The 21,469-nt window shown below is 58.2% G+C and carries 21 protein-coding genes; 14 read left to right on the top strand and 7 right to left on the bottom strand.

What is annotated here, in order from left to right:
* Window positions 1-41: 41 nt before the first annotated feature.
* The 6 genes from BPNPMPFG_RS12395 to BPNPMPFG_RS12370 all read left to right on the top strand — a co-directional run bounded on the left by BPNPMPFG_RS12395 (window position 42) and on the right by BPNPMPFG_RS12370 (window position 4,947).
* Window positions 42-743: a hypothetical protein gene (locus BPNPMPFG_RS12395; protein WP_258595639.1), complete on the top strand. Its 702-nt coding sequence runs from the start codon at window positions 42-44 to the stop codon at window positions 741-743.
* A complete protein-coding gene (locus BPNPMPFG_RS12390) occupies window positions 740-1,228 on the top strand; it encodes an SLOG family protein (protein ID WP_258595638.1) in 489 nt (162 codons plus the stop codon). Before BPNPMPFG_RS12395 ends, BPNPMPFG_RS12390 begins: the two co-directional genes overlap by 4 nt.
* A gap of 24 nt (window positions 1,229-1,252) precedes the next feature.
* The gene (gatB, locus tag BPNPMPFG_RS12385; RefSeq protein ID WP_258595637.1) at window positions 1,253-2,725 is read left to right on the top strand and encodes an Asp-tRNA(Asn)/Glu-tRNA(Gln) amidotransferase subunit GatB; all 1,473 of its coding nucleotides are present in this window, start codon (window positions 1,253-1,255) and stop codon (window positions 2,723-2,725) included.
* 194 nt (window positions 2,726-2,919) lie between these two features.
* Entirely contained in the window at window positions 2,920-3,336 is a 417-nt protein-coding gene (locus BPNPMPFG_RS12380) for a hypothetical protein (protein WP_258595635.1), read from the top strand.
* 9 nt (window positions 3,337-3,345) lie between these two features.
* Complete coding sequence (locus tag BPNPMPFG_RS12375; protein WP_258595633.1) at window positions 3,346-3,858, top strand: ImmA/IrrE family metallo-endopeptidase; 513 nt, start codon at window positions 3,346-3,348, stop codon at window positions 3,856-3,858.
* A 9-nt stretch (window positions 3,859-3,867) separates the two neighbouring features.
* Entirely contained in the window at window positions 3,868-4,947 is a 1,080-nt protein-coding gene (locus tag BPNPMPFG_RS12370) for a beta family protein (protein WP_258595632.1), read from the top strand.
* A gap of 310 nt (window positions 4,948-5,257) precedes the next feature.
* On the opposite strand, the gene BPNPMPFG_RS12365 is transcribed toward BPNPMPFG_RS12370, so the two are convergent.
* From BPNPMPFG_RS12365 to BPNPMPFG_RS12355, 3 genes are all read right to left on the bottom strand, one after another.
* Window positions 5,258-6,181 carry a tyrosine-type recombinase/integrase gene (locus BPNPMPFG_RS12365; RefSeq protein ID WP_258595631.1) on the bottom strand — a complete coding sequence of 308 codons (924 nt, stop codon included), beginning with the start codon at window positions 6,179-6,181 and terminating at the stop codon, window positions 5,258-5,260.
* A 309-nt stretch (window positions 6,182-6,490) separates the two neighbouring features.
* On the bottom strand, window positions 6,491-6,754 hold the full coding sequence (locus BPNPMPFG_RS12360; protein ID WP_258595630.1) for a YMGG-like glycine zipper-containing protein: 264 nt from the start codon (window positions 6,752-6,754) through the stop codon (window positions 6,491-6,493).
* Window positions 6,755-7,134: 380 nt separating this feature from the next.
* Window positions 7,135-7,347, bottom strand: a complete 213-nt coding sequence (locus BPNPMPFG_RS12355) for a hypothetical protein (RefSeq protein ID WP_258595629.1) — start codon at window positions 7,345-7,347, stop codon at window positions 7,135-7,137.
* Between the two features lie 824 nt (window positions 7,348-8,171).
* On the opposite strand from BPNPMPFG_RS12355, the gene BPNPMPFG_RS12350 reads away from it, so the two are divergent.
* The 4 genes from BPNPMPFG_RS12350 (at window position 8,172) to BPNPMPFG_RS12335 (ending at window position 12,090) form a co-directional block, all read left to right on the top strand.
* Window positions 8,172-9,596 (top strand): DUF2252 family protein, encoded by a 1,425-nt coding sequence (locus tag BPNPMPFG_RS12350; protein WP_319945990.1) that lies wholly within the window; start codon window positions 8,172-8,174, stop codon window positions 9,594-9,596.
* Between the two features lie 879 nt (window positions 9,597-10,475).
* Window positions 10,476-11,000, top strand: a complete 525-nt coding sequence (locus BPNPMPFG_RS12345; RefSeq protein WP_258595627.1) for a hypothetical protein — start codon at window positions 10,476-10,478, stop codon at window positions 10,998-11,000.
* Window positions 11,001-11,027: 27 nt separating this feature from the next.
* Window positions 11,028-11,438: a phage holin family protein gene (locus BPNPMPFG_RS12340; RefSeq protein ID WP_258595626.1), complete on the top strand. Its 411-nt coding sequence runs from the start codon at window positions 11,028-11,030 to the stop codon at window positions 11,436-11,438.
* Entirely contained in the window at window positions 11,422-12,090 is a 669-nt protein-coding gene (locus tag BPNPMPFG_RS12335; RefSeq protein ID WP_258595625.1) for a hypothetical protein, read from the top strand. The genes BPNPMPFG_RS12340 and BPNPMPFG_RS12335 overlap by 17 nt, the downstream gene beginning before the upstream one ends.
* Before the next feature lie 34 nt (window positions 12,091-12,124).
* Here BPNPMPFG_RS12335 and BPNPMPFG_RS12330 read toward each other — a convergent pair whose 3' ends face one another.
* Both BPNPMPFG_RS12330 and BPNPMPFG_RS12325 read right to left on the bottom strand, forming a co-directional pair.
* Window positions 12,125-12,349, bottom strand: coding sequence for a hypothetical protein (locus tag BPNPMPFG_RS12330; RefSeq protein ID WP_258595624.1), 225 nt, complete (start codon window positions 12,347-12,349; stop codon window positions 12,125-12,127).
* A gap of 661 nt (window positions 12,350-13,010) precedes the next feature.
* Complete coding sequence (locus BPNPMPFG_RS12325; RefSeq protein ID WP_258595622.1) at window positions 13,011-13,856, bottom strand: PRC-barrel domain-containing protein; 846 nt, start codon at window positions 13,854-13,856, stop codon at window positions 13,011-13,013.
* 402 nt (window positions 13,857-14,258) lie between these two features.
* Between BPNPMPFG_RS12325 and BPNPMPFG_RS12320 the strand changes: the two genes are divergently transcribed.
* On the top strand, window positions 14,259-14,429 hold the full coding sequence (locus BPNPMPFG_RS12320; protein WP_258595621.1) for a hypothetical protein: 171 nt from the start codon (window positions 14,259-14,261) through the stop codon (window positions 14,427-14,429).
* 1,111 nt (window positions 14,430-15,540) lie between these two features.
* On the opposite strand, the gene BPNPMPFG_RS12315 is transcribed toward BPNPMPFG_RS12320, so the two are convergent.
* Complete coding sequence (locus BPNPMPFG_RS12315; RefSeq protein ID WP_319945989.1) at window positions 15,541-15,846, bottom strand: helix-turn-helix domain-containing protein; 306 nt, start codon at window positions 15,844-15,846, stop codon at window positions 15,541-15,543.
* Between the two features lie 189 nt (window positions 15,847-16,035).
* Here BPNPMPFG_RS12315 and BPNPMPFG_RS12310 point away from each other — a divergent pair, with 189 nt between their 5' ends.
* From BPNPMPFG_RS12310 to BPNPMPFG_RS12300, 3 genes are all read left to right on the top strand, one after another.
* On the top strand, window positions 16,036-16,569 hold the full coding sequence (locus BPNPMPFG_RS12310) for a DUF982 domain-containing protein (RefSeq protein ID WP_258595619.1): 534 nt from the start codon (window positions 16,036-16,038) through the stop codon (window positions 16,567-16,569).
* Window positions 16,570-16,699: 130 nt separating this feature from the next.
* On the top strand, window positions 16,700-17,692 hold the full coding sequence (locus tag BPNPMPFG_RS12305) for a YihY/virulence factor BrkB family protein (protein ID WP_258595618.1): 993 nt from the start codon (window positions 16,700-16,702) through the stop codon (window positions 17,690-17,692).
* A 232-nt stretch (window positions 17,693-17,924) separates the two neighbouring features.
* Window positions 17,925-19,007: a sensor histidine kinase gene (locus tag BPNPMPFG_RS12300; RefSeq protein ID WP_258595617.1), complete on the top strand. Its 1,083-nt coding sequence runs from the start codon at window positions 17,925-17,927 to the stop codon at window positions 19,005-19,007.
* Window positions 19,008-19,350: 343 nt separating this feature from the next.
* Here BPNPMPFG_RS12300 and BPNPMPFG_RS12295 read toward each other — a convergent pair whose 3' ends face one another.
* A complete protein-coding gene (locus BPNPMPFG_RS12295) occupies window positions 19,351-19,782 on the bottom strand; it encodes a hypothetical protein (protein WP_258595616.1) in 432 nt (143 codons plus the stop codon).
* Window positions 19,783-21,469: the final 1,687 nt, after the last annotated feature.

Below are 21,469 nucleotides of genomic sequence, written 5' to 3'. Positions count from 1 at the left end.
TGAGTCGGTAAGTGAATGTGCACTGAGCAAAAGGAGGTGTGATGACGATGGTCGACAATGAGAAGGTATCGCCAAATAGGGCCGTCGTTCATCCGGAGTTCGGAAAGAGACTCGAACGGGCGTGCGACGGCAATCCAGACGTTCCGCCTTTGAACCATGGCCGCCTCGGCTGGTTCGTGGAACAACTGGAAAAACACGATGTCCATTCGACAAAAGAGACCGTTCGCAAGTGGTTCTACGGCGAGACGCGGCCCCGTCACAGGCCGATGACCGCCTTGGCGCAGATACTCAAGGTCGATGAGCTTTGGCTGTCGAGCGGCAAGGCACCTGAGTTCACTGAGAGCCAGCGTCGACTGCACAACGTCGTTGCGGGCGGCGCGGTCAACGTCGTGGCCGGCTTCATCCAGATGGACGGCGGGCATCCGGCTTTCCCGCTGGACACCGACACCGACGCGGCGAACAACAAGATTCACCTCTACTCGATCATTCGCGGCGCCAGCTACCGGTTCCACATCGTCACGGTGCTGGGTGAGGGGGACGATCAACACTTCGTCGTTCCGCATGACGCCCGCAACACGATCGTGCTTGGCGTGGTGCCAGGCGTCGAACCGTTCTCCGTGACGATCTACGAACTGGATTGGGAGACGATCGAGGAAGCCGGCAGCCGCAGGAGCAATGGCTTCGACGTGAAGCTCGGCGGACCGAAGTGGAAGCAGATCAAGACGTTCGCCGAGCGTCTATGATCATAGCGGCGACAGGCCATCGCCCTGACAAACTCGGCGGCCACAGCGAAGGAGTGCGCCGACGCCTGCGATCCTTAGCAATCGACTACCTGCAGGCGGAACAGCCAGACGCCGTGATCAGCGGTATGGCCCGAGGTTGGGATCAGGCTATCGCCGAGGCCGCTATCGAGCTTCACCTTCCATTCATCGCAGCGGTGCCCTTCGAGGGCCAAGCGAAGCGCTGGCCGCCCGAAAGCCAGGCGCATTACGCTCGGCTACTCGGACAGGCCGCATCCATTGAGATCGTGTCAGAATTCCCTGGCGCCCGCGCCATGCAGCAGCGCAACGAGTGGATGGTCGACCGAGGCGGCAAGATGTGTGCGTTGTGGGACGGGTCGATGGGCGGCACGTTCAACTGCATCCGCTACGCCAAGAAGGTCGGCCGGCCGATCGACAACCTGTGGCCGCGATGGGCGAACGATCTACGCGACCTGTTGTCATCCTAGCGATCCGACATTATGAAGCGCTCCATGAGCGACTTAGACATCCGCAGTTCCGACCCGAAGCAACTGATTGCTGGCGCGACCGGCGATTGGGAGGTCATCATTGGCCTAGAAGTCCACGCGCAGGTGACATCGGAGGCGAAACTGTTCTCCGGTGCCTCGACCGCCTACGGCTCACCACCGAACGCCAATGTGAGCCTGGTCGACGCAGCCATGCCGGGCATGTTGCCGGTGATCAACGAGGAATGCGTTAGGCAGGCAATCCGTACAGGTCACGGACTGAAGGCCGAGATCAACGCGAAGTCGGTGTTCGACCGCAAGAATTATTTCTATCCCGACCTGCCGCAGGGCTACCAGATTTCGCAGTTCAAGCAGCCGATCGTGGGCGAGGGCCTCGTCACGGTGTCCATCGGTCCCGATCGACATGGCGGGTTCGAGGACATTGATGTCCGCATCGAGCGCCTGCACCTGGAGCAGGACGCTGGCAAGTCGATCCACGACCAGGAGCCAACGCTGTCCTATGTCGACCTGAACCGCTCGGGCGTGGCTCTAATGGAGATCGTCTCCAAGCCGGACATGCGGTCAGCGGACGAGGCAAAAGCCTACGTGGCCAAGCTCCGCAACATCATGCGCTACCTCGGCACCTGCGACGGCAACATGGAACAGGGCTCGCTGCGCGCCGATGTCAACGTGTCGGTACGACGGCCGGGCTCGCCTTTGGGCACGCGCTGCGAGATCAAGAACGTCAATTCGATCCGCTTCATCGGTCAGGCGATCGACCACGAAGCACGCCGGCAGATTGGCATCCTGGAAGACGGTGGCAAGATCGACCAGGAGACGCGGCTGTTCGATCCCGTCAAGGGCGAGACGCGCTCGATGCGGTCCAAGGAGGAAGCGCACGACTATCGCTACTTCCCCGACCCCGATCTCCTGCCACTGGAGGTCACGCAGGCGTATATCGACGACCTGAAGGAAGGCTTGCCGGAACTGCCCGACCCGAAGAAGGCCCGCTACATCGCGGCGTTCGGTCTGTCGGTCTACGATGCCTCGGTATTGACGGCAGAGATGGAGCGTGCCGAGCATTTCGAGCAGATGGTAGGCGCGGGCGCCGAGCCGAAGCGCGCGGCGAATTGGGTCATCAACGAAGCGTCTGGCGTGCTCGATCGAGTGACACCGCAGGCCAACACCGCAATCGTGTCGATGATCGTGGACGGAACGATCTCAAGCAAGATCGCCAAGGATGTTCTTGAAATCGTCGTGCAGGTTGGCGGCGACCCGCGCCAACTGGTTGACGACCGTGGCCTGCGCCAAGTGACGGACACCGGCGAGATCGAGCGGGCCGTTGACAACGTGATCGCTGCCAACCCGGATAAGGTCGAGCAGGCGCGCGCTAAGCCCACCATGGCCGGCTGGTTCGTAGGCCAGGTGATGAAGGCTACGGGTGGCAAGGCCAATCCGCAAGCGGTCAATGACCTGGTGAAGGCAAAGCTGGGGCTTTAGATTCCGTATGCGTCCCAATGCAGCCCCCGAGATTGTGGTATCCAGACGTGGTAGACGCGCGTTGGATTATTGCCCAAGTGTTGCACGCCGAGGGATTGAATAACCTGGTAAAATTGGTGTATGAACAGCACACGTCCCGGAACATTACGGGAACATACGCTGCTAGCTACTTAGAAATTGTTGGGGGGTAGTTCGTGCGGGCGGTTTCCTACATCGCGGTTTTCATCGGTGGCTTGGTCGTTTGTTATCTGCTTTTGTCTCTGGGTGTCATTGACGCGGTCGATGGCCTACCAGGGACGCAGCAGGAACCATTGCTGAGCTTGCCGACGTACCTCAGCTTCTTGAGCGTGATGATGACGGCAGTTACCGCTGTCCTGGCTGCCGTTGCCATAGGTATCGGTGTTGTTGCGTTCTATACGATACCCGGCTTAAAGACCGAAGCGACGAACGTTGCACAGAAGGCTGCGGAAAAAACCGCACGTGAAGTGGCCGAAGAAGCGCTTGCCGAGGTAAAAATACGAAAAATGATCGTCGAACTTAACGGCAAGGTGATCAAGGACTTGGAACAAGAAGAAGAATGGGGCAATGACCCCATTGACGAGACACGTTAGGAGGCAAGCATGGCATCGAGAGAGTTTCGAACGATTTCACCGGCCCAGGCGGCCGTTGTGGAGCAGCACCTCTTAGAGTACCCGGTGAAGCTTGGCAGTCTAGCTAAGGCACTGGACGTCGACATCAAGGTCTCTTCCATGGGGACGGGGTTGTCTGGACAGGTTGCGCGCGAAGGCGACCGCTATGTGATCAGAGTCAACCGTAATGAGGCGCGTGAGCGGCAACGTTTCACTATTGGGCACGAGCTATCTCACTTCTTGCTCCATAAGGATGTCATCGACGCTTCGCCAAATGGGATCACCGACAACGTGCTTTACCGCTCGGGTGCGCCTGAGCGCATCGAGTACGAGGCGAACCGTCTCGCTGCCGACCTCGTTATGCCCATGCCGCTGGTCGAGAAAAAGCTGCGGGAAGACTTTGGCGGGATAATCACTGAAGCAACCATCGAGAGCCTCGCCGACAGTTTCGAGGTGTCGAAAGCTGCGATGGAAATCCGACTGTCGACATTTGTGGAAGCTTAAGGTTCGTAAATGGTTCTGGAAGGCATCGAGTACGTCCCTACGCTTGCAGTCCGCGCGAGCGAGATGACTGGTCTTGAGTTTCTTCCCGGAGCTACAAAGGACCGGATGACACCGTGCTTTCTATTAGCGCCTTGGGCCAACTCTAAATCGTTGTCACGGACAATCACGAGGATCGAGCGCGCCTTCCCGCACCGCCCCTATTTCCTCGATCTGGACCGCGACTACGAGATCACGAATGATCAGAGTGTCGCCCAGCAAGAGTATTCCGCGCTACTGGACCCCTCCGATGCTTGCGCGAACTGGGTCGGATTCGTCGCGCAACACGAACAAATTATGCCATGTATTCAGGCCGTCGGTCTGTCTGAGGCAGAGATCAGACGACAGATGCTGGCCGTTCGCGGATTGGGGCGCTCGTATTGTTTCCGTATCATGATCGACCCTCTGCCTATCAACCTCGATCAGATCATTGGGGCGATCAACGCCGAAGGTACCGCCGATTTCGCGATCATTCTGGAAGGGGGTTGGACCAACGATGCGTTGTCGCTCGCAGCAAGGTTTACCGGTCTAATCCGCAACGCGCTAGCGGAGATCAACCCCGTCGTTCCAGTGGTTTGCTCCTGCACCTCGATCCCACGGATTTTCACTGACTTCAACGATGACGCGCCCGCGCTCGTACCATTCACCAATCGCACTCTCGTGGAGCAGATCGCCCGGAACTCGAACCGCGAGCGCGTCATTTACGGTGATTGGGGTAGCACACGCCCGAGGGAACCGAGCGGTTTTGCTAACCGCCCGCTGGACAGGATTGACTATCCGACAGATAGCGCTTGGTACATCGCGCGGAATAAAGACGACGAGTGGGATTTCAGGGACGCCGCCCTCGCCGTAGTCAACGGCGCCGAGTGGGACGGAAATCTTGGAATTTGGGGTGAGGAAATGATCCGAAACACCACGGTCAACGCAGAACTCGGTGTGGACACCCCTCAGAAAAATGTAGCAGCCCGGGTGAATATTCATCTTCACCGACAGGCCTTCTTTGGTCAGCCGAGAATCGATCCACAGTCCCTCGATGAGGACTGGCAGGATTGATCGGTTTGGGCGCCTGGCCATCGGCAAGCAGTTGGCTGAAAAACTCGGCCCTCATTCACGGCTGGTGTATTATTTCCGTCGATTGTTTTGCCATAGCACGGTGGTTCTGAAGAAGGCAGGGTCGGTTGGCCCAGCGCTTGTGTACGGCCGATCGCGGGCATGCCTCGCGGCATCTGCGAAAGCCCCATGCCGACATTCCTTGCCTGTTGACAAATTGCTTGGATGGCTGATTTGAGGGCGGTTTAATTAAACGTCATGTCAAATATAAGTCCCAATGCAGCCCACGAGATTGTGGTATCCAGACGTGGTATCAGAAATTTAACGCATTGATATAAGAAGAGAAATGGTTCCCTCCGGGCCCACCATTATCGTTATTTATCAATGGCTTATTGAGCGGTTCGCCACGAGGTTCGCCAACAGGTTCGCCAAGCAGCGGTTTGCGCGTTACCAGCCGTACGACTCGGTCCATGCCCTGCACAGCCAAACGCACCTGCGACGCTTCCCGGGAATAGAGTTCGGCATGGTCGATGTCGTCATGGCCGAGAACGTCCATCATCTGCCTGGTGGATGCTTCCGCCTCGGCGAGATAAACCCCGAGTGACTTCCTCAAACCGTGCAGCGTAAGGCCCTTCGGCAATCCGGCGAGAGAGCACCAGTGCGCCATGGCACCGGTCAGGGATTTCGCCGAGAAGGGCTGGCCATATCCCGTGACTAGAACGGTTTCGCCGCGCCGGTCGGCGGCATCGAGGATCTCAGCGAGCATGGGAGTTACTGGAACGAAAAGCCGCTTGCCGCCGGTCCTTCCCTTGTTCTTGGCCTGAACAATGTCAAACCCGTCGAATTGGCGCTCGACACCGTCGATCAGGACGCGGTGGGTTACGCGCTGGTCCCACCGCAAGCCTGCGACATCGCCTCGCCGATTGCCAAGCCAAAGAGCAAGCCCGTAGCATGTGCGCGCGGAAGTGCCGACCGGCCAGCGCCGTTCAAATTGCTCCATTGCTTCGTGAGGCCACGCCTTCCAGCCGGTATAGGCAGGCCGCCATTCAACTGAGACTGTAGGGTCTGTCTCGATCCAATCTTGGCGCAGCCCGACATAGACCAGTTTGCGAATTGCGACCAACAGGTGCTTGGCCTTGTGAGGCGTGGCAATGAAGCGGCCCAAAAGTTCTTCGACGTGGGTGCGCCTGAGATTCTTGACCGGCACGTCGCGCCAGGTAAGCGGATGGTCAGGCACCACCCGCAAGTTCTCGCTCGGCTAGACCCGGCCGCATGCCCCAAGCTTTTCAGATGCGGCCGGGCCGTCCCGTTCGTCCGGTTTTTTTGTTGGTTATGGCGAGGGTCGATAACAGCAATGTAGTTTTACCGCTCATTCGCAGCACGGCTAGCTGTGCCAAGGCAAGGTTCACCTTTTGGGCCGAAGGGGCTTCTGATTCGACAACGGGTTCGTCTGTTTATCGAAATTCAGCGACAGGCTAGATCATAAAGTGAGCCAAATCAGGCTCGGCCGACGATGGGGCGTTGTTATCCGCCCCACCGTGCCAAATCAGTATCCGTTGGGACACTGAGCAACATAGACGCGACCGTGACGATCACGATAGCGGCACCGATTTGGTTCGTTCGCATGTCCAATTAGGGCTCCGGCAACGGCACCGACAGCTCCGCCTACAACGGCACCTTGGACGGGGTCTCCGGCGACCGCTGCACCAACTGCCGCGCCCCCCAATCCCCCGACGGCCGCACCTTTTTCGGTTTGTGAGCATGCAGCGAGCGGGACCAAGGCAACAACGAGAAGCAATATTTTTCGCACGATTTGTCTCCCTAGGATGTGTTTGCGAATTGAGAATGCGCGACGTCGGGATTCGATCCATCAGAGACGAGAGTTTGCACAATCGTTCCCGGGTTCGACCCGATTGCCGGGTTACCGGGCCATGCGTCCGGCGAAACAAGCAGATCGTGGAGAACGTTGTCTTCGGCGCGCAATCTTATTACGTGGAAAGGCGAATGCCGGCTTTTTCGCATCGCTAAAGGATCGATCACCGCTCTGGCCGGATTGGCTGGATGAACACGTAAGCAATGGTTCGCCGGCCATGCGAAACTTGCCGATCGCCCTGGCGCGGCATGGGCCTAACGGCAGGCGATTCGGAAAACCCTGCGACGCAACCAGCCCCGATAAAGCCGAATCTACGTTTACGAGCTTTCTCTGTCGAACAGGATCGTCACCGCGCTGACTGTCCCCTTCTTGGTTATCAGGCCCTCTAAATCGGCGTCGGAGCGCTCTGTGCCTGTTGTCGCGCGCAACGATGCTATCGCGGCCTTCATCGAGAGAGGTGCACCGCCCAGATTATTCAAGAGTTCGTCAACCGATGCGGCCAGGTCGGTTGGCTCGACATGTGGCAGCATGAGATCAACTCCTTTCTGAAATCCCGGTCGGTCAGCCGCAGGGCAAAGAGGATGCGTGGTAAAGCATTCATGTCCCGCAGCTGATCAATCAACGTTTCGTGTCGGACGACGTTCCCACGCATGACAAGCAGCGAGGCAACACCCGAAGGCATGGGAGATGCCTCCAACCGCCGAGGGATCGATTTGCGATCAAGGAGATTAGTGCGCAGTGCCGGGCATTCCAGATGCTTCGCCGCATCGCGAGGCGTCGGGCTGTGGTCGAGAATCCATCTGCCCCGATTGGCGAACCAATTCCGCAAATACGAGCGCGAAGCTCCCGATAATAAGACGTTCCGCCGGCAATGTGTTGCGCCAGCCTGGCTAGGCCTCGCGCTACCCGTCTACTGCCCGGCTAGGATAGTCTTAGCGGCTTTACGACAGCTTTAGACCTCCTAACCATTCGCTTGTCGCGATCCGCGATCCGGTCCTCAGACATGCTGATGGGTTGTATCTCGGCACCGGCGCGATCGCGTCGTCTTACGGAGCGACTGGTTCGCTTCTCGTCGCGTTGTTGTGGTTGCTATTCGTCCGAGATTTCGTATTTGGCGCCGAGCTGACCTGACCTGGGCATACCCGGGTCAGGTCGGCGGTGTCGCCGACATTGTCATGGCCGCCTTATCACCACAGTGACCCAGTTCCCACGTGCGCGCGGTCTTCTTGAAAAACGAATCCCGGACCGTGGAACCCGAACGACGCATGTCCGTTGAACCCCGTCGATTCAATCTTGAGGGCGTTCTTTCGAGAACGGTTAGCCCACGGATGCTTTTCTCCGAGTACATGATGGGTTGAGATGGAACCGGAGAAGCGGACGAAAATCGCATTGGACGAGTCAGGAGCGTTGGTACTCGAAACGCGGTTTCTGCTGGGGTTTCAATTCCGAGGTCCTATCAGCATGCCTTCGAGGACATACACCTCAGTACGCCAACGGAATATACCTTTGTGGGTTTAGCGGCCATGCTCAATGTTATAGGTTCGCCTGTCGGCTTCTGGCATGCTTGGCCTCTTTTACTCCGTTCGCGCAACGCGGATGCAAACTGATGAGTGCCAAGGATCGGACTGCATTTCTGGACTCCCTGCGAAATCTCAAGATGGCTCGGTCGCCGCAAGCGTACATACGCGGCACCACTAAGCTGTTTTATGAATGGCTCGACAGACGTTCATCTTCGATCCCCGATGGCCCCGCCGTCTGGATCTGTGGAGACTGCCACCTGGGCAACCTGGGCGCCTTGGCGGATCGCGACGGCGATGTCGCTGTTCAGATTAGGGACTTTGATCAGACTGTCATAGGCAACCCTGCGCACGATCTCATCCGCTTGGGACTTTCGCTCGCCTCGGCTGCACGGGACTCCGACCTGCCTGGCGTTACCACTGCGAGGACGCTCGAAGCGCTTGTTGCCGGATACGGGGCCGCAACTGTTGAAAGCGAGGCAAGCACACCGCACCTGCGCCAACCCAAGGATATCAGAAAGCTCCTGAAGCATTCCGTGCGCAGGCGGTGGCGAAACCTTGCCATGGAAAACTTTCAAACGAAACGCCCGGTGCTACCTCGCGATAGACGATTCTGGCCGTTGCACAGGAAGGAGCGTTCTGCGGTTCTGTCGCTTTGCAAGGAGACGGAACTCCAGGAGATCGTACTAGGATTCGAGAAGGCGAGGCCGGACAATTGGAAGGTCCTCGATGCCGCCTACTGGATCAAGGGCTGCAGCTCGCTTGGCCGCCTCCGTTGTGCGGCCCTGGTCCGAGACGGCAAGCATGGTCCGGTTTCGTTGCTGGATATCAAGGAGGCCGCATCCGCCACAGCTCCGTCGGCTTCTGGAGCAAGAATGCCGCGAGACTACGCTGAGCGGGTGATAACGGGTGCGAAGGCGCTGTCGCCCAATCTCGGCGACCGCGCGGTGGCAACCAGAATGATGAACAAGGCTGTCTTCATCCGCGAAATCACCCCGCAGGACATGAAGATCGAGATCGATCGTCTTGCTGGAGATGAGATCCAGGCTATGGCACGCTATCTGGGCGGCGTGGTCGGACACGCGCACGGTCGGCAGATGGATGGTCAAGAATGGCGATCGTGGACCGCCGAACTTGGCCGCGCGCGCATGGAAAAGCCAGATGCTCCGTCGTGGCTTTGGTCGAGCGTGGTCGAACTGCTCTCCATCCACGACCAGGCTTATCTCGAGCATTGCCGGCGATTTGCATCGGCGCAACATTAGCGCGGCATTTCAGCCGCCTGCGGCAGTTGTTTTCCGGGAGCAGCGAAGGCCGAAAATCTCGCGCAGTAACTCGCATTTCCATCAGTGGGGAATCGACATTCTGCCGTGACGACCATGTCCGGCACGCTGGAATGGATGCCACTACAACGAACGGTGTAGATCGGACCCAAATTGGCCACTGGACCTTCATGGCAGAGCATTCGACGTGCTTGGAGGTCACAATGCAGTTGGTTGAAACGTCGGCAGGAACCGTGACGCGGTCCGGGTGGAATTCCGAGGGGAAGGGGAGATCGGGTCGATGTAAGTCTTGCGCTCGGCTGTGAGTCCGAGGATGACGCCAAACTGGTAGAAGTCGCCAAGGAGATGCTCGTTCAAATCACAGCGTTCGAGCTGCCAAGGCTGCAAACGCAGAGCAACCTCCGGAGCCTGACCCAGCCTCGCCATTAGATTCGCTTGAGCACCCATCTTTAGCCGTGAAATCCCTTCGTCCCATCGCCAAATCCGGTGCGTCACAGCGAATGCAGGTCAAGCAGGCCGCGACATTCGACGTGTTTCGAAGGCGCTTGGTAAAGGCTGGATGGGGCATTTGGTTAAGCGCGCTCTTTGGACTTTCACGGACCTAAGATGGCAGGCTGCCCCGGTCATCAGGTTCCCCGCGGCGGCTCTCGATCTCTGCACCGAAGCAAGCGCGCCGCGTAGTTCCCGCAGTGGTTCGGCCGTCCGATATCTGGCTCTACGAAGGCCAGTCGGCGCTACCGGCATCGAGGCTACGGAGTGTACGTTCGGCTGAGGAGTAGTGCGACCGGGAATATTCTCCGCGGCTAGGAACCGCAGAGCTATTGCGGAGTTCACTGTCAATCAATCAGGAGGATTAAAATTATGACTCCGTCGAAGACCGACAACCTCACCGGATCCGGTTCATCCGACAGTTCCTGGAAGACTGGCGCTTCTGCCGACGCACAGGGCTCGGGCAAGACTGAGGAAGCAATCGGGAAGCTGAAGTCAAGCGCGTCCGATACCCTCACCAACCTCAAGGGGGCGGCGGCGGCTGTGTCGACCGATGCAAAGGATTACGCCGGGTCTGTGGCCTCTGATGCTGCCGGCGCCTTCAAGGAGGCAGTGGAATCCAACAAGACGGCCGGGGCCGATGCGATTGCCAACATCGCGCACTCGGTTAAGGAGGCCGCCGACGGCATTGAAAAGCAATCACCTCAAGTTGCAGGCATGGTGCGTAGTGCCGCCGAGGGAGTCGAGCGCATATCTACCGACATCAGAGATCGCAATGTTGGCGAATTGTTCGATTCCGTCGCAAAATTCGCGCAGCGTCAACCTGCGGCCTTTTTCGGCGTTGGCATCCTTGCCGGAGTAATGCTTACGCGTTTCATGCGTAGCTCCGACAAGTAAAACGGTCGTCGAAGAGAAGGTCTAGCCATGGACGATGAGCTTGATCGACGTCCCTTTGGAAGTGTCATCAACGAAGCGGTCAGTCAGTTCGCTTCGCTGATGCGGTTGGATGTACGCCTCCTTGAGGCGGAAATGAAGAAGAAGGGCTCCGATGTCTTGTCCTCGGGAGTATGCGGGATCGCTGCCGTCAGCTTCTTTATTCTCGGAGCTTTCGCCCTCGTGGAGTTTCTGATCCTTGCGATGGTCCTCGCGGGCGTAAGCGCAATATTCGCGTGTTTGATCGTCGGTATTCTCTTGTTCGCAGCGGGATTTGTTTCGCTCCGCTTGGCCAAAAGAGCACTGGTGGGATGGACGCTCACCCCCGAGCACACCGTTAGGCAGGTTCGCAGCGATTTGGCTGCCTTGAAGCAAGGAATACGTCATGGCGCCAGTCAGTGAAGACCGGCCGCTTCAGGCTTTCGAAGCGCAAGCCGCAGTGGAGCGCCAGGCGCTTGCCCGTTCCGTGAGTGAGTTGAGCCGCCGTCTGCAGCCTCGACATGTGGCCGAAGTAGCCACTCGCTATGCGAAGGACAAAGTGGCTGGCGTGGTTGGCGGTGTCTCAGACAGTGTCAAAGAAAACGGGGGAACAGCGGCCCTCATCGGATTGGGCGCAGTCGCGGCATTTGACATCGGCCGCAGGAGCGCAGGAGTGGACCCCACATTGGTTGAAAGCCACAGGGTCGACACGCGCGATAAGGATGCTGTGACCACTGCTGGTGGCCAGCGCTTACGTCGGAAGGTTACAAATTACACCAGAGCCAAGGCGATTGGCGGCTGGGGCGGAGGCCTGCTGCTGGGCCACATCATAGGACGGTCGTTCGACGCAACGGCAAAAGAAGGGGAGCTGTTCGGTAAAGCTTCCGGCGAGGTGCAGGACTTGGCTTCACAGTTTATCCATCAGCATTCGCACGGCGCTAAACTTCTAGCCGCGGAAGCCTTCGGATTTGCAAAATACACTGCCGCATTCCTGGCGATCATGGCAGCTGTTGGCGATCATGTTGGTGGTCAGCACAATGAAGGCGATCCTCCTCGCACAAAAGGACCTGACTGAGGCCTCGAGCCAAGCCATACCTATGTCGTGCCGACTAGGATCGTTTGGTTTGCGGTTCGGCTGTTACGACAGCGCGATACTCAAATACCAGCCCTTTCATTTTGTCCGTGACCCTGACCCAATCGCCTTCACGCTGCTTGCTTAGCGCGACCTCCTGGTTGACGACTTTTGCGGCCGCTTCGAACGGCGTCGATGCTTTGACAACGTGGACCCTTCGCACGTCGTCATTTTCCATTTCTTCGACGCGATAGTTTTTCATCGGCCCTCGATGATCGAGTCAGGTTTCTTGAACCAGTTATTTATGATGAAGACGACGGTCGGGAAAGAGCGGACTTTCAAAGCAATGTGGTAGGATATCTGGCCAAGTCGCTCGCGTGCGGCCGGAGTGTGCGGGTACTACTTTTGAGTTCATCGTAGCTGCCAGCTGCCACAATATTTGGCGCTGCTGCTGCAGCAGCAGCCGCGTTGGTGGGTGAAAAATTCGCCCTACCGCCATCCACATCGCTAGGCACGGGCGAGCCGCCGCAACCTCATTGCTCGTCCCGCCTGGCTTAAGGGGAACCATCGCCCGTTCTCGCAAATCCATCGAACAAGGCTTCGCCATGCTCTCCACCTCCAACGGTCGGAACATCGACTCTGATTTGCTCAAATTTGGGAATCCCTATTCAGACAAAACGCGAACCGGCCAACCGGTAGCCTTGGAAGGCGAGTCGAAGATACCTTGAAATTTGCGTCCGCACGGCGCTGGTCGAAGAAATTGATCGTTGTTATCGGAAGCAGTGCTAGTAGCCGCGCCATTGGGCAACGTAGAACGACGTTGATATCGTGGTCGGTCCGCACGTTGTGCTCGCTTTGACAGGAAATAAGCCGCAAACGAAGAGCCCGCGCGTTGAAAGCGCGGGCTCCGCTTCGTGGAAAGACTACTGGTTGACGATCATGCGCTGCTTGTCACGCGCCTGGGCATACGTGCCCTTATCGTATACGGCTTGCGCCTTCAGCTGTTCCTTCGTGAAGTTGGTATAGAGGTACCTGTTGCCGGCCTTGTCGGTCATGAACTTCAGTTTTTCCATACCGACAGCCACCTCCTTCTCGCCAATGCCCAGAAACCCGCCGACATTGATGAGAACCGCATCGACCTTCTTGTCGTTGGTGAGAACGACGTCGCCGATTTCGCCGACCTTGGCGTCATTGGCGCCATAAACGGTCGTGCCAACCAGATCCGCGACGCGTATTTTGTCGATTGGCATTTCGGTCAGCGTCGATTTGTCGGCGACCGCTGCGTTCGAACCAGCGGGCGCAACGGCCACTGCAGGCGCCGTTGCGTTATTTGATGCACTTGACGCGGGAGCCGGATCATAGGCCTTGGCGTCGAAGTTAGGCAGAGCCTGCAGATCTTCCTTCGTTGTCTTGACGACGAGCCAGCGCTTGCCGTCTTTCTCTGCCCATTGCGCCTTGCTGAAATCGTAGGCGACGTTCTTTTCCCCTATGCCGAGGAAGCCGCCGACGCCGATGATGAGCGACTGGGCTTTGCCGTCCTTCGAAATGACGATGTCGTTCACCTCGCCGATTGACTGGGCGTCGGCCCCTGTGCCGTTGTAAACATTAGCGCCGATGATCTTGGTAACGAGGCTGCCATCCGGAACGGCTACGGCCGAACCCGAAGCACCATTCTCGGTGGCGGGAGCAGCCGGGACTGCGTTCGCCGCATAGGCGCCGGTTGCGAGAAGTGTTGCGAGTGCGGTGGTGGCTAAAAGTTTGTAGACCATGTCGGTTGTGATCCTGCGTTGTTGGAATTCATGTCTGGCCCGATCAAAGGGTGCAGCATTGTTGCGGGACACAACGGGAACTGGTCGTTGTTGTTCCAAGGCTCCAGAGCAATCTTTACTGAAACGCTGAACGGTAGTTCAAACCCGCTTCCGACGGCCCAGGTTGAACCAGTGCGAAATTGTGCCGCAGTGGCCCGCAGGCCTGCTCCGGGCGTGGGTCGTCGCCAATTGATGCTTCCAAACGCGTGAAAGTCCCGCGAGAAGCTCGGTGGGGATTCCTGAAATTACATTGGACTCGACGTGTTCGGTCGCGGAACTCAAACGCAGCCATCGACGTGAATCGCTAAGGCGTTCCCATTTCTGGAGCGGCCTCATGCCATGTAGTCCCTTAGGACGGTTATGATGAATATCGACCGTCCATCGGGTGAAGCGCTCCTCGATCTCGTGCAGCTCGAATGCGGCGAGGCCATCGGCGTCGTAATCGCCACGCGCCTGCGGGCTGTTGAAGGAACGGCCCAGGGAGGACGCGACGAAGTCATGGTTCACGTCCCTGAAGAAGCCATCACGGGATAGGTGCGCCTGCAGTCCGGCCACACGGGCCGAACTCGCCGCCCGGACCTCAAAAAATCAACGCAAATCCCGAGAAGAAGAGCAACAACCCGCTGCACTTCATTCCCGCCGGCGCTCTCCTGAAGAACTGCACACCAGGCCCACTTGGGGAGAAAATTGCTGGCATCCATCTTGTACCGCAAGCTTTGCCAGTTGATCGCGTCAGGTTATAGGCTCGCCGGGTTTGAGGTGGTTGGGGTCCTTGCCCGGCGAGTTTGCCGCAAGGGCTCGCCTGACATCGTCAGATCAGCGATTGCGTAGCGCCTTCATTACAACGAAGGGCGACATTCGCGAGCGTCCATGGGACCGTATCCAGAGTAAGATGACGGCGTTTTATGGAGCAAACTTCCTAATGGGAGCAGTAGGCCTTTACCGATGCCCTGGAAACCCGCCTTGGGCCTGTGTGCTGGAAGGGGCAAAAGGCAGTTACGTCGCAGAGGACCATTATCGCGAAAGTGGCTATCAGCCAGACTTTGATACGTTGCCATGGGAGAGCGACTACAAGGTCGCAAGGGAAAAAGTCGCGGGCCGGGCTAACTCCTAAGCGTTCCTATCCGTTTCACTTTCCTCGTCGATTTCGCGCCGGCAGATAGGCGCTCGTTTCCAGCCAATCGCGCAGGATGAGGTTCGGCTGGCGGATTTTATCTCGGCCCCTCGGAAACTGCAGTGACCATCCAAACGGTCCTTGAGTCAGACTTTAGCCGTCTCGGCGTCAGTGTACCCCCCTCCTAGAGCCGACCTTCCCCCTACGCTACAGTCGAAGTCCACGCTGAATATATTTCTCGCCGGCGCGGCGGCAACACGGATTGGATTTGCTTTTTTACCGTCGTTTCGGAACTCGGCCGATATAAGGTCGGCAGTTTGAGCAATATCGAAATCGCAAAGGAAGAGATTTCTCGACACCGCGCGGAAAGGATAGAGATCGTCTGGAAAGGCGCGTTGCGACCAAACGAAAAAGACGTCCGATAGGATGGTTCGAACCCTTGCCCCCGTGCAAAGTGGTCCGCAACGTATGATTTCGCGCCGCCTGGATCAGTGATTCAAACGACAGTTCGATGGCCGCGGTGCCGGCCATCTACATCTCGTTTTTGTCGATAATCCCAGCCTCGCCATCCAGGAACTGGGTGGCGGATGCATAGGATTTCTTTAGCCGCACGCCAGGCCCACCAGACGCCGTTTCGCCTTCTGCCAAGAAGACCACACCTGCCGTCTCCAGCGCCTCACGAAGGGCGACGAGCTTGGCTATGGAAGGGATCCGCCTTCCTTTTTCGAAATCCCGGATGGTGCCTTCGCTCAGGTTTGATCTGGCCCCAAGCCTTGCTTGGGGCCAGTCTAACAAGGCTCTTGCCGCTCGCGATTGCTCAGGGGTCAGGACAGGCACACTCTTCTCCGTGGCATCGACGTTTCGAAAAGATGCAAACGACGGTCGTAGAGGACCGTTCCTTCGAAACTATATTGCCATTGCAAAAGTTTTGCCGGGTGCGGAAAGCGATGCGACGGCGAATTAGATGACGGCAACTCCCCAGCCCCTCGCGCGCTAAGCGTGACCAACGCTTCCGGGGAACTCGCCATGGACGACAGTCTCTTCGCAAAACCAGTAACGGTACGTCTCACCGCTGGCGGCGAGATCCAGCGGGTTCGATCGTCGCACGATGCGTCGGCCCTTCTCGCGAGCACGGATTGGCCTCGTGAAAGGACTTCGATTCATAGGGATGCTTTCGAAACCGCCGAGAAGGTGCCGGAGGGCTACCGTTCTGCCGACGACGCTCGATCCCGGTTTGTCGTAGCCGCACAAGAAGCAGGCATTTTAGTCGAGGGTTACGACGACGATAATCCAACCAAAAATCGCGTCTATTTCGAGAGCAGCGTCAGAATCCAACCGCACGGCAGCAGTACGGTACGCCAAGTCAAATCGGTCAATGGCGCTTGCGAAATGCTGATTGATTGGCCGCAGGCCAAGCGCGGCCCGTACTATCAATCGGCCCGCGAAACCGTCGAGGGGGCTATCGAAGGCACGTCAACTCCTTCCCAGGCGCGAGAAGCTTTCGTGGCGCTTGCGGAACATGCCGGAATCTTGGTCGAAGGTCGCGAGCCATCAGGCTGAGGCCGAGTTGCCTGCCATCCACATCGTCAATCCGCGCCAGACGAGCTTGGAATTTTAGGCTCGAGGCCAACACTGGTCAGCCGCCCCGTCGCCGCTACCTATATGTGTCGCAGGCATCATGAGGCATATCATGCGGAATCTGGCGCAAGAAAGCTGGATGCTTCTCAAGGAGAGCATACTAGGTTTCATCAATGACAACGCCCTGAGTCATGGCGCCGCGATGGCGTTTTATGCAACCACCTCGCTTGCGCCAATCCTGCTGATCGTTGTTGCTATCGCTGGCCTGGCTTTCGGGAACGATGCCGCACAAGTAGCCCTTTCAGCTGAAATCTCAGGTGTGATGGGTCCGCAAAGTGCTGATCTTCTGCGAACGGCAATCGAAAGCGCATCACAGAAAACGGCCGGAACCTTAGCGACTGTCGTGGGGCTCCTTGCGCTCTTCGTCACTGCATCTGGCGTGTTCGGCGAAATGCAGCTTTCGCTGAACGAAATATGGAAAGTCAAACCGAAGGGGACATCGCTTTCAGGGCTTGTACGGGCTCGGGCGGCAAGCCTAGGCCTCGTCGCTGCTTTGGGATTTCTGCTTCTGGTATCCCTCGTGGCGAGTGCCGCGATCTCGGCGCTCGGCCAAATTATCAACGCGCATCTGCCATTTGGCGCGGTGATCTTGAGCTTGATCAACGGGATTGTTTCGTTCGTCCTAATCGCTCTCCTGTTCGCCGCTATCTACAAGGTCTTGCCGGACCGCACGCTCCAATGGCGCGACGTTTCCATCGGTGCCGTCGTGACCGCGCTGCTCTTCACGGTCGGCAAGTCGCTGATCGGCTGGTATATTGGAACCAGCGCGATCGCGTCGTCATACGGGGCGGCGGGTGCGCTGCTCGTCGTGCTATTGTGGATTTATTATTCCACCGAGATCTTTCTATTGGGCGCCGAGCTTACGCGGGCATACTCGGTTCGACATGGCAGCCGATCTGATTTGGAGTTGGCCGTGCATGCCAGCAGGCTCCAGATGGCGCCGATTGAACGAAATATAGCTGAGAATGAGGTCGTCGCCTGGATCATTTTCAGCAGCCTTGTCACCGCCTTGCTCAGTCAGGTCTGGCGGTCACGGCGTCGCTAAAATCACCGACCCCACTGGAGGAGCAAATGGTAGCGTGCAATACGACGGCAAGATCGAACTGGCCTACGACCGTCACGGCCTGCATTTCGCCATAGCACCGCGTTAGCGCGAAACAGAGCTGGGGACGTCATAGGCCTGAAATGTGACCCGGAGACGCAGGCTGGGCTTGACGATGGCGGGCGGAGCGCATCGCTGATATTGGTTTCGCCTACGCATAACATAGGCGCTGCACATGGCATCCGATTCAGAGAAGGCCGACGCGGTCGAGCATCTGCTCGACACCCCAGACCTTGCCAGCGCGCTGGAAAGCGAACAATTCAAGAAATTTCTCGACCAGGTGCCGATCGCCATTGCTGTCTCGGATCTGGGCACAAAGGAGCGCGTTGTCTATGCCAATCCCGAATTCGAGAAACTGTCGGGCCTGAACGCCGCCAAGCTTACCCAGGAAAACTGGGCGGCCCTTTCCGGCAGCGGCATCAACGGGCAGAAGGATCGGCCGCTGGTCGAGGCGTTAGTCGAGGAGTCGGATTTCGTCGGCACGTTCCGGCTGGAGAGCGGCGGTGACAATCCGGCGATCGTCGACGCGTATTCCAACATTATCGAGGACGACAACGGCAAGGTCTGCTTTCGACTGGTGGCACTTGTCGACGTTTCGGCCCATGGCGAGACGGACGCGCGCTCGGTCGAGGAGCGCGTTCGCGAGAAGGACACGCTTCTGCGCGAGCTGCAGCACCGGGTAAAAAACAACCTGCAGATGATCACCGCGTTGATCCGTCTGGAAACCCGAAATGCAACCGAGCCCGACCAGAAACGTTTCGAGAGGCTCGCAGGGCGCGTCGATGCGCTGGCAATTCTCTACGCGACGTTGTCGGCGGATGAGCATAAGGATGAGGTCGATCTCGGCGTCTATCTCAGCCAGATCGCGTCCTCAGTCATGACCTCTCATGCGGTCGAAGGCATCCGCCTCGATATGAAGGTGGATACCTATCCAGTGTCGATCAACGTCGCCATGCCGACCGGGCTGGTTGTGAATGAGCTGCTGACCAATGCGCTCAAGCATGCCTCCCGCGGGCGCGAGGGAGGCACGATCACTTTGCACAGCGTCGTTGATGGCGACGGCTGCCGGATCGTTGTCGCAGATGACGGTGTCGGCCTGCCGGAAGGCGAGACATGGCCCAAGCGCGGCAAGCTCGGCGCGCTGATCGCGCGCTCGCTGACTGAGAACGCCAAGGCGGAATTCGACGTGAACTCGAGCGCCAGCGAAGGGACGAAGGTGACGATAGTCTTCCGGCGATCGGCCGCCGTTGCTGGCTGAATTCGACCGACCGACACGGATTAGGCCGCCCGAAACAGTGCCCCTGGGGAGGCCTCGGGCAGCAAAGGTCGCGCTGCCGTCGAGCGCCCAGCAGAAATTCAAGATCAACAATCCGAATGCCAGTTCGCGACGCCAGGTCAAGCCATAGACGCAGACAGCGCCGCACGGGCCGCACCGCCAAAATGGCATCGGCGCAGCAAGCGCCTTATGGCCGTCCAGGTGAGCCCGTCTGCAACAGGGTGGCGCCTTCCAAGGCGGCTTCGACCAGCTCGACGAAAGTCAATCTCTCCGTAAGCACCCGCATTGCGAGAGAACTCGTAATTTCGCCGCTCGGCCGGCCAGGTCAGTATGGGATCCGCGCTCTCAGCCATGCAAGAAATCTGTTCCCGCGGATTGTCGCACGGACTCGGTCCGCAGCCCATTGCGCTTGCATCGTTCCACCGACGTGGCAATAGCAGACGATTCCGTGCAACTGCCAGTTAGCCAGTTCGAAGAATCTTTTGGCCTCGCCGTAGCTGTCATCTTTCAAGCCCAACGCACGCAGTACCGGATCTTCGAAAGCGACTGTGATTGGCGATCCTTCGGCCCGCGCGTTGTCACGTGCTTCCGGACTCAGGTATTCGGTGCCTGGAAGGGCTCCAAGGCACCGTCCTGGATATTGTTCGAGAAGCTCTGCCCAACGCTCGATCCGTTGAGTTCGGGTCATTATTGAGTATCTCGTCAAGGATTCGATTTCTGCGATAGCGTGCAGTTGGTCGCGTGTTTGGTGTTTCATGGTCGGCTCCTGCTGATTGGTGGAAGCGCCCACGCCCTAACGAAAATTATCGCGCTGCTACGTGCTGACAAGGCCCGCATTGGCTTGAGGTGAAAGTACCATATCGCTTACTCTGCGGCTCCGCCGTCCATAAGGGGGAAAACCCGATTGAGGATGCAGGTTTAATCTGGCCTCGCCTCATCCATTCGAGGGATGCAACATCGGTTCACGGAAAGCCTCACGTCCTGAGTGTACGCGGCCCGCCCGAGCGCTGAGGCATAGACCGTATACGGTCACGCATGTCACTCCTTCAGCATCGGGTTCCTTCCAGTCATGCGCCGGCATGAAAAACATAGCCTTCATGCCGAGATTTTTCGAACGCCATTCTTGTGCTTCCGGATCACAAAGGCAGTGACCAAATGCAAAAACGCAGAACGACTCGGCACCGGCAACATTGCGCGTCGGCGCCGACACCGCGGAGGTAACCCCTCCCAGCTTAGAGGCCCAAGTGCAATATTCGCCTCGCCGTGCCGTGCCGTACTGCGCGCTTTTTGCATCGGAAAGTATCTGGACAGCGACTTTCCCTTGCGTAATATTTTTGGCTTGGGCGAGGGAAGGGAGCCGATGCATACTCTACCGCTGATATCGATGCAGATGTGGTCCTGGCCATCGGGGCGGGTGCTCGATGATCACTCCAGGATGACCTCGGTCTCGATGGCCGAAACGCTAAAGACTGTTCGATCTGAGCTCGAGACGAAGCATGGTGACCTGGAGGAGCTGGTGGTCGAAATGTCGGCCTCACGCGGTCTACCTGTCCTTTTTGATCCACGTCCGACCTAGATTGCCGGGCCGAGGAAGCCTGGAGAAGTTCTGCTCGGTGCTTCCTCTCAATTGATCACGCTCATCAGTCCCAGATGTCGAGTAGCGGTTTCGTGCGCGTCCATGCTTTCGTCCAACTATCGATCGCCGCAACATCGACTGTGACGAGCCCGCCAAGCCGTACGGTGACGCGGCCAGCCTCGTCGTCGACGTGCGTGACCTCTCCGGTAAGATGAAGCTCGTCGCCGACCTTGGCTCCGCGCGGCGCTTCGATCGAACAGGGGAAATCGTAGGATGGAATACCGACGCGGAGCCGGCCGCTGTCCAGCGCTTGATGACAGTGACGGCGAGCCTCACGTCGTCGCCGATGTCTATCTCTCGTGCCATACTATGAGATTGGTTCGGCCGCCACGGTCGTCAAGGGGTCGCCCAACGACCACCAGACGTGATCGACCCAATCCACGCGCGTCATCCCTCTCGGGATTATCCAGCCGGCGCAGGGCGCGGGCCTCATTTTTCTCCCGACGCGGAACGAAATGCGCTTGCCTGAATTGTAGCGGGTGACTGGATCCCTCCAAGCTTCTGGTCAGTGGAAAGCTCGTCGTCCCCGCGCCGGACGGCGGGCTTTTCTGCATTGGGGAACCATACAGACCGCTGAGCCGTTTGAGGTCGATGGAAAAGCAGCGCATTCGGGATGAGAAATTCAATCGCACCGACACGGAAGCGAAGCGGGTAATCGTTACGGAAGCGCAAGCTCGGGCAGCCAAAACAGCCGCGCTCAAAGCACTGCGACTTCAACGCGAGGCGACAGAGCAACAGTTGGATGCCAAACCAAAACGGACGCTTCGCAGGCGCAGCCGTGGCTTGAGCGACTGTTCTGTAGCTCGGC

This window comes from Mesorhizobium sp. AR07 (genome assembly GCF_024746815.1).
In the GTDB taxonomy this organism is placed as follows: domain Bacteria; phylum Pseudomonadota; class Alphaproteobacteria; order Rhizobiales; family Rhizobiaceae; genus Mesorhizobium.
The sequence above is the reverse complement of the archived record's forward strand: the minus strand, read 5'-3'. Positions and strand labels throughout refer to the sequence as shown.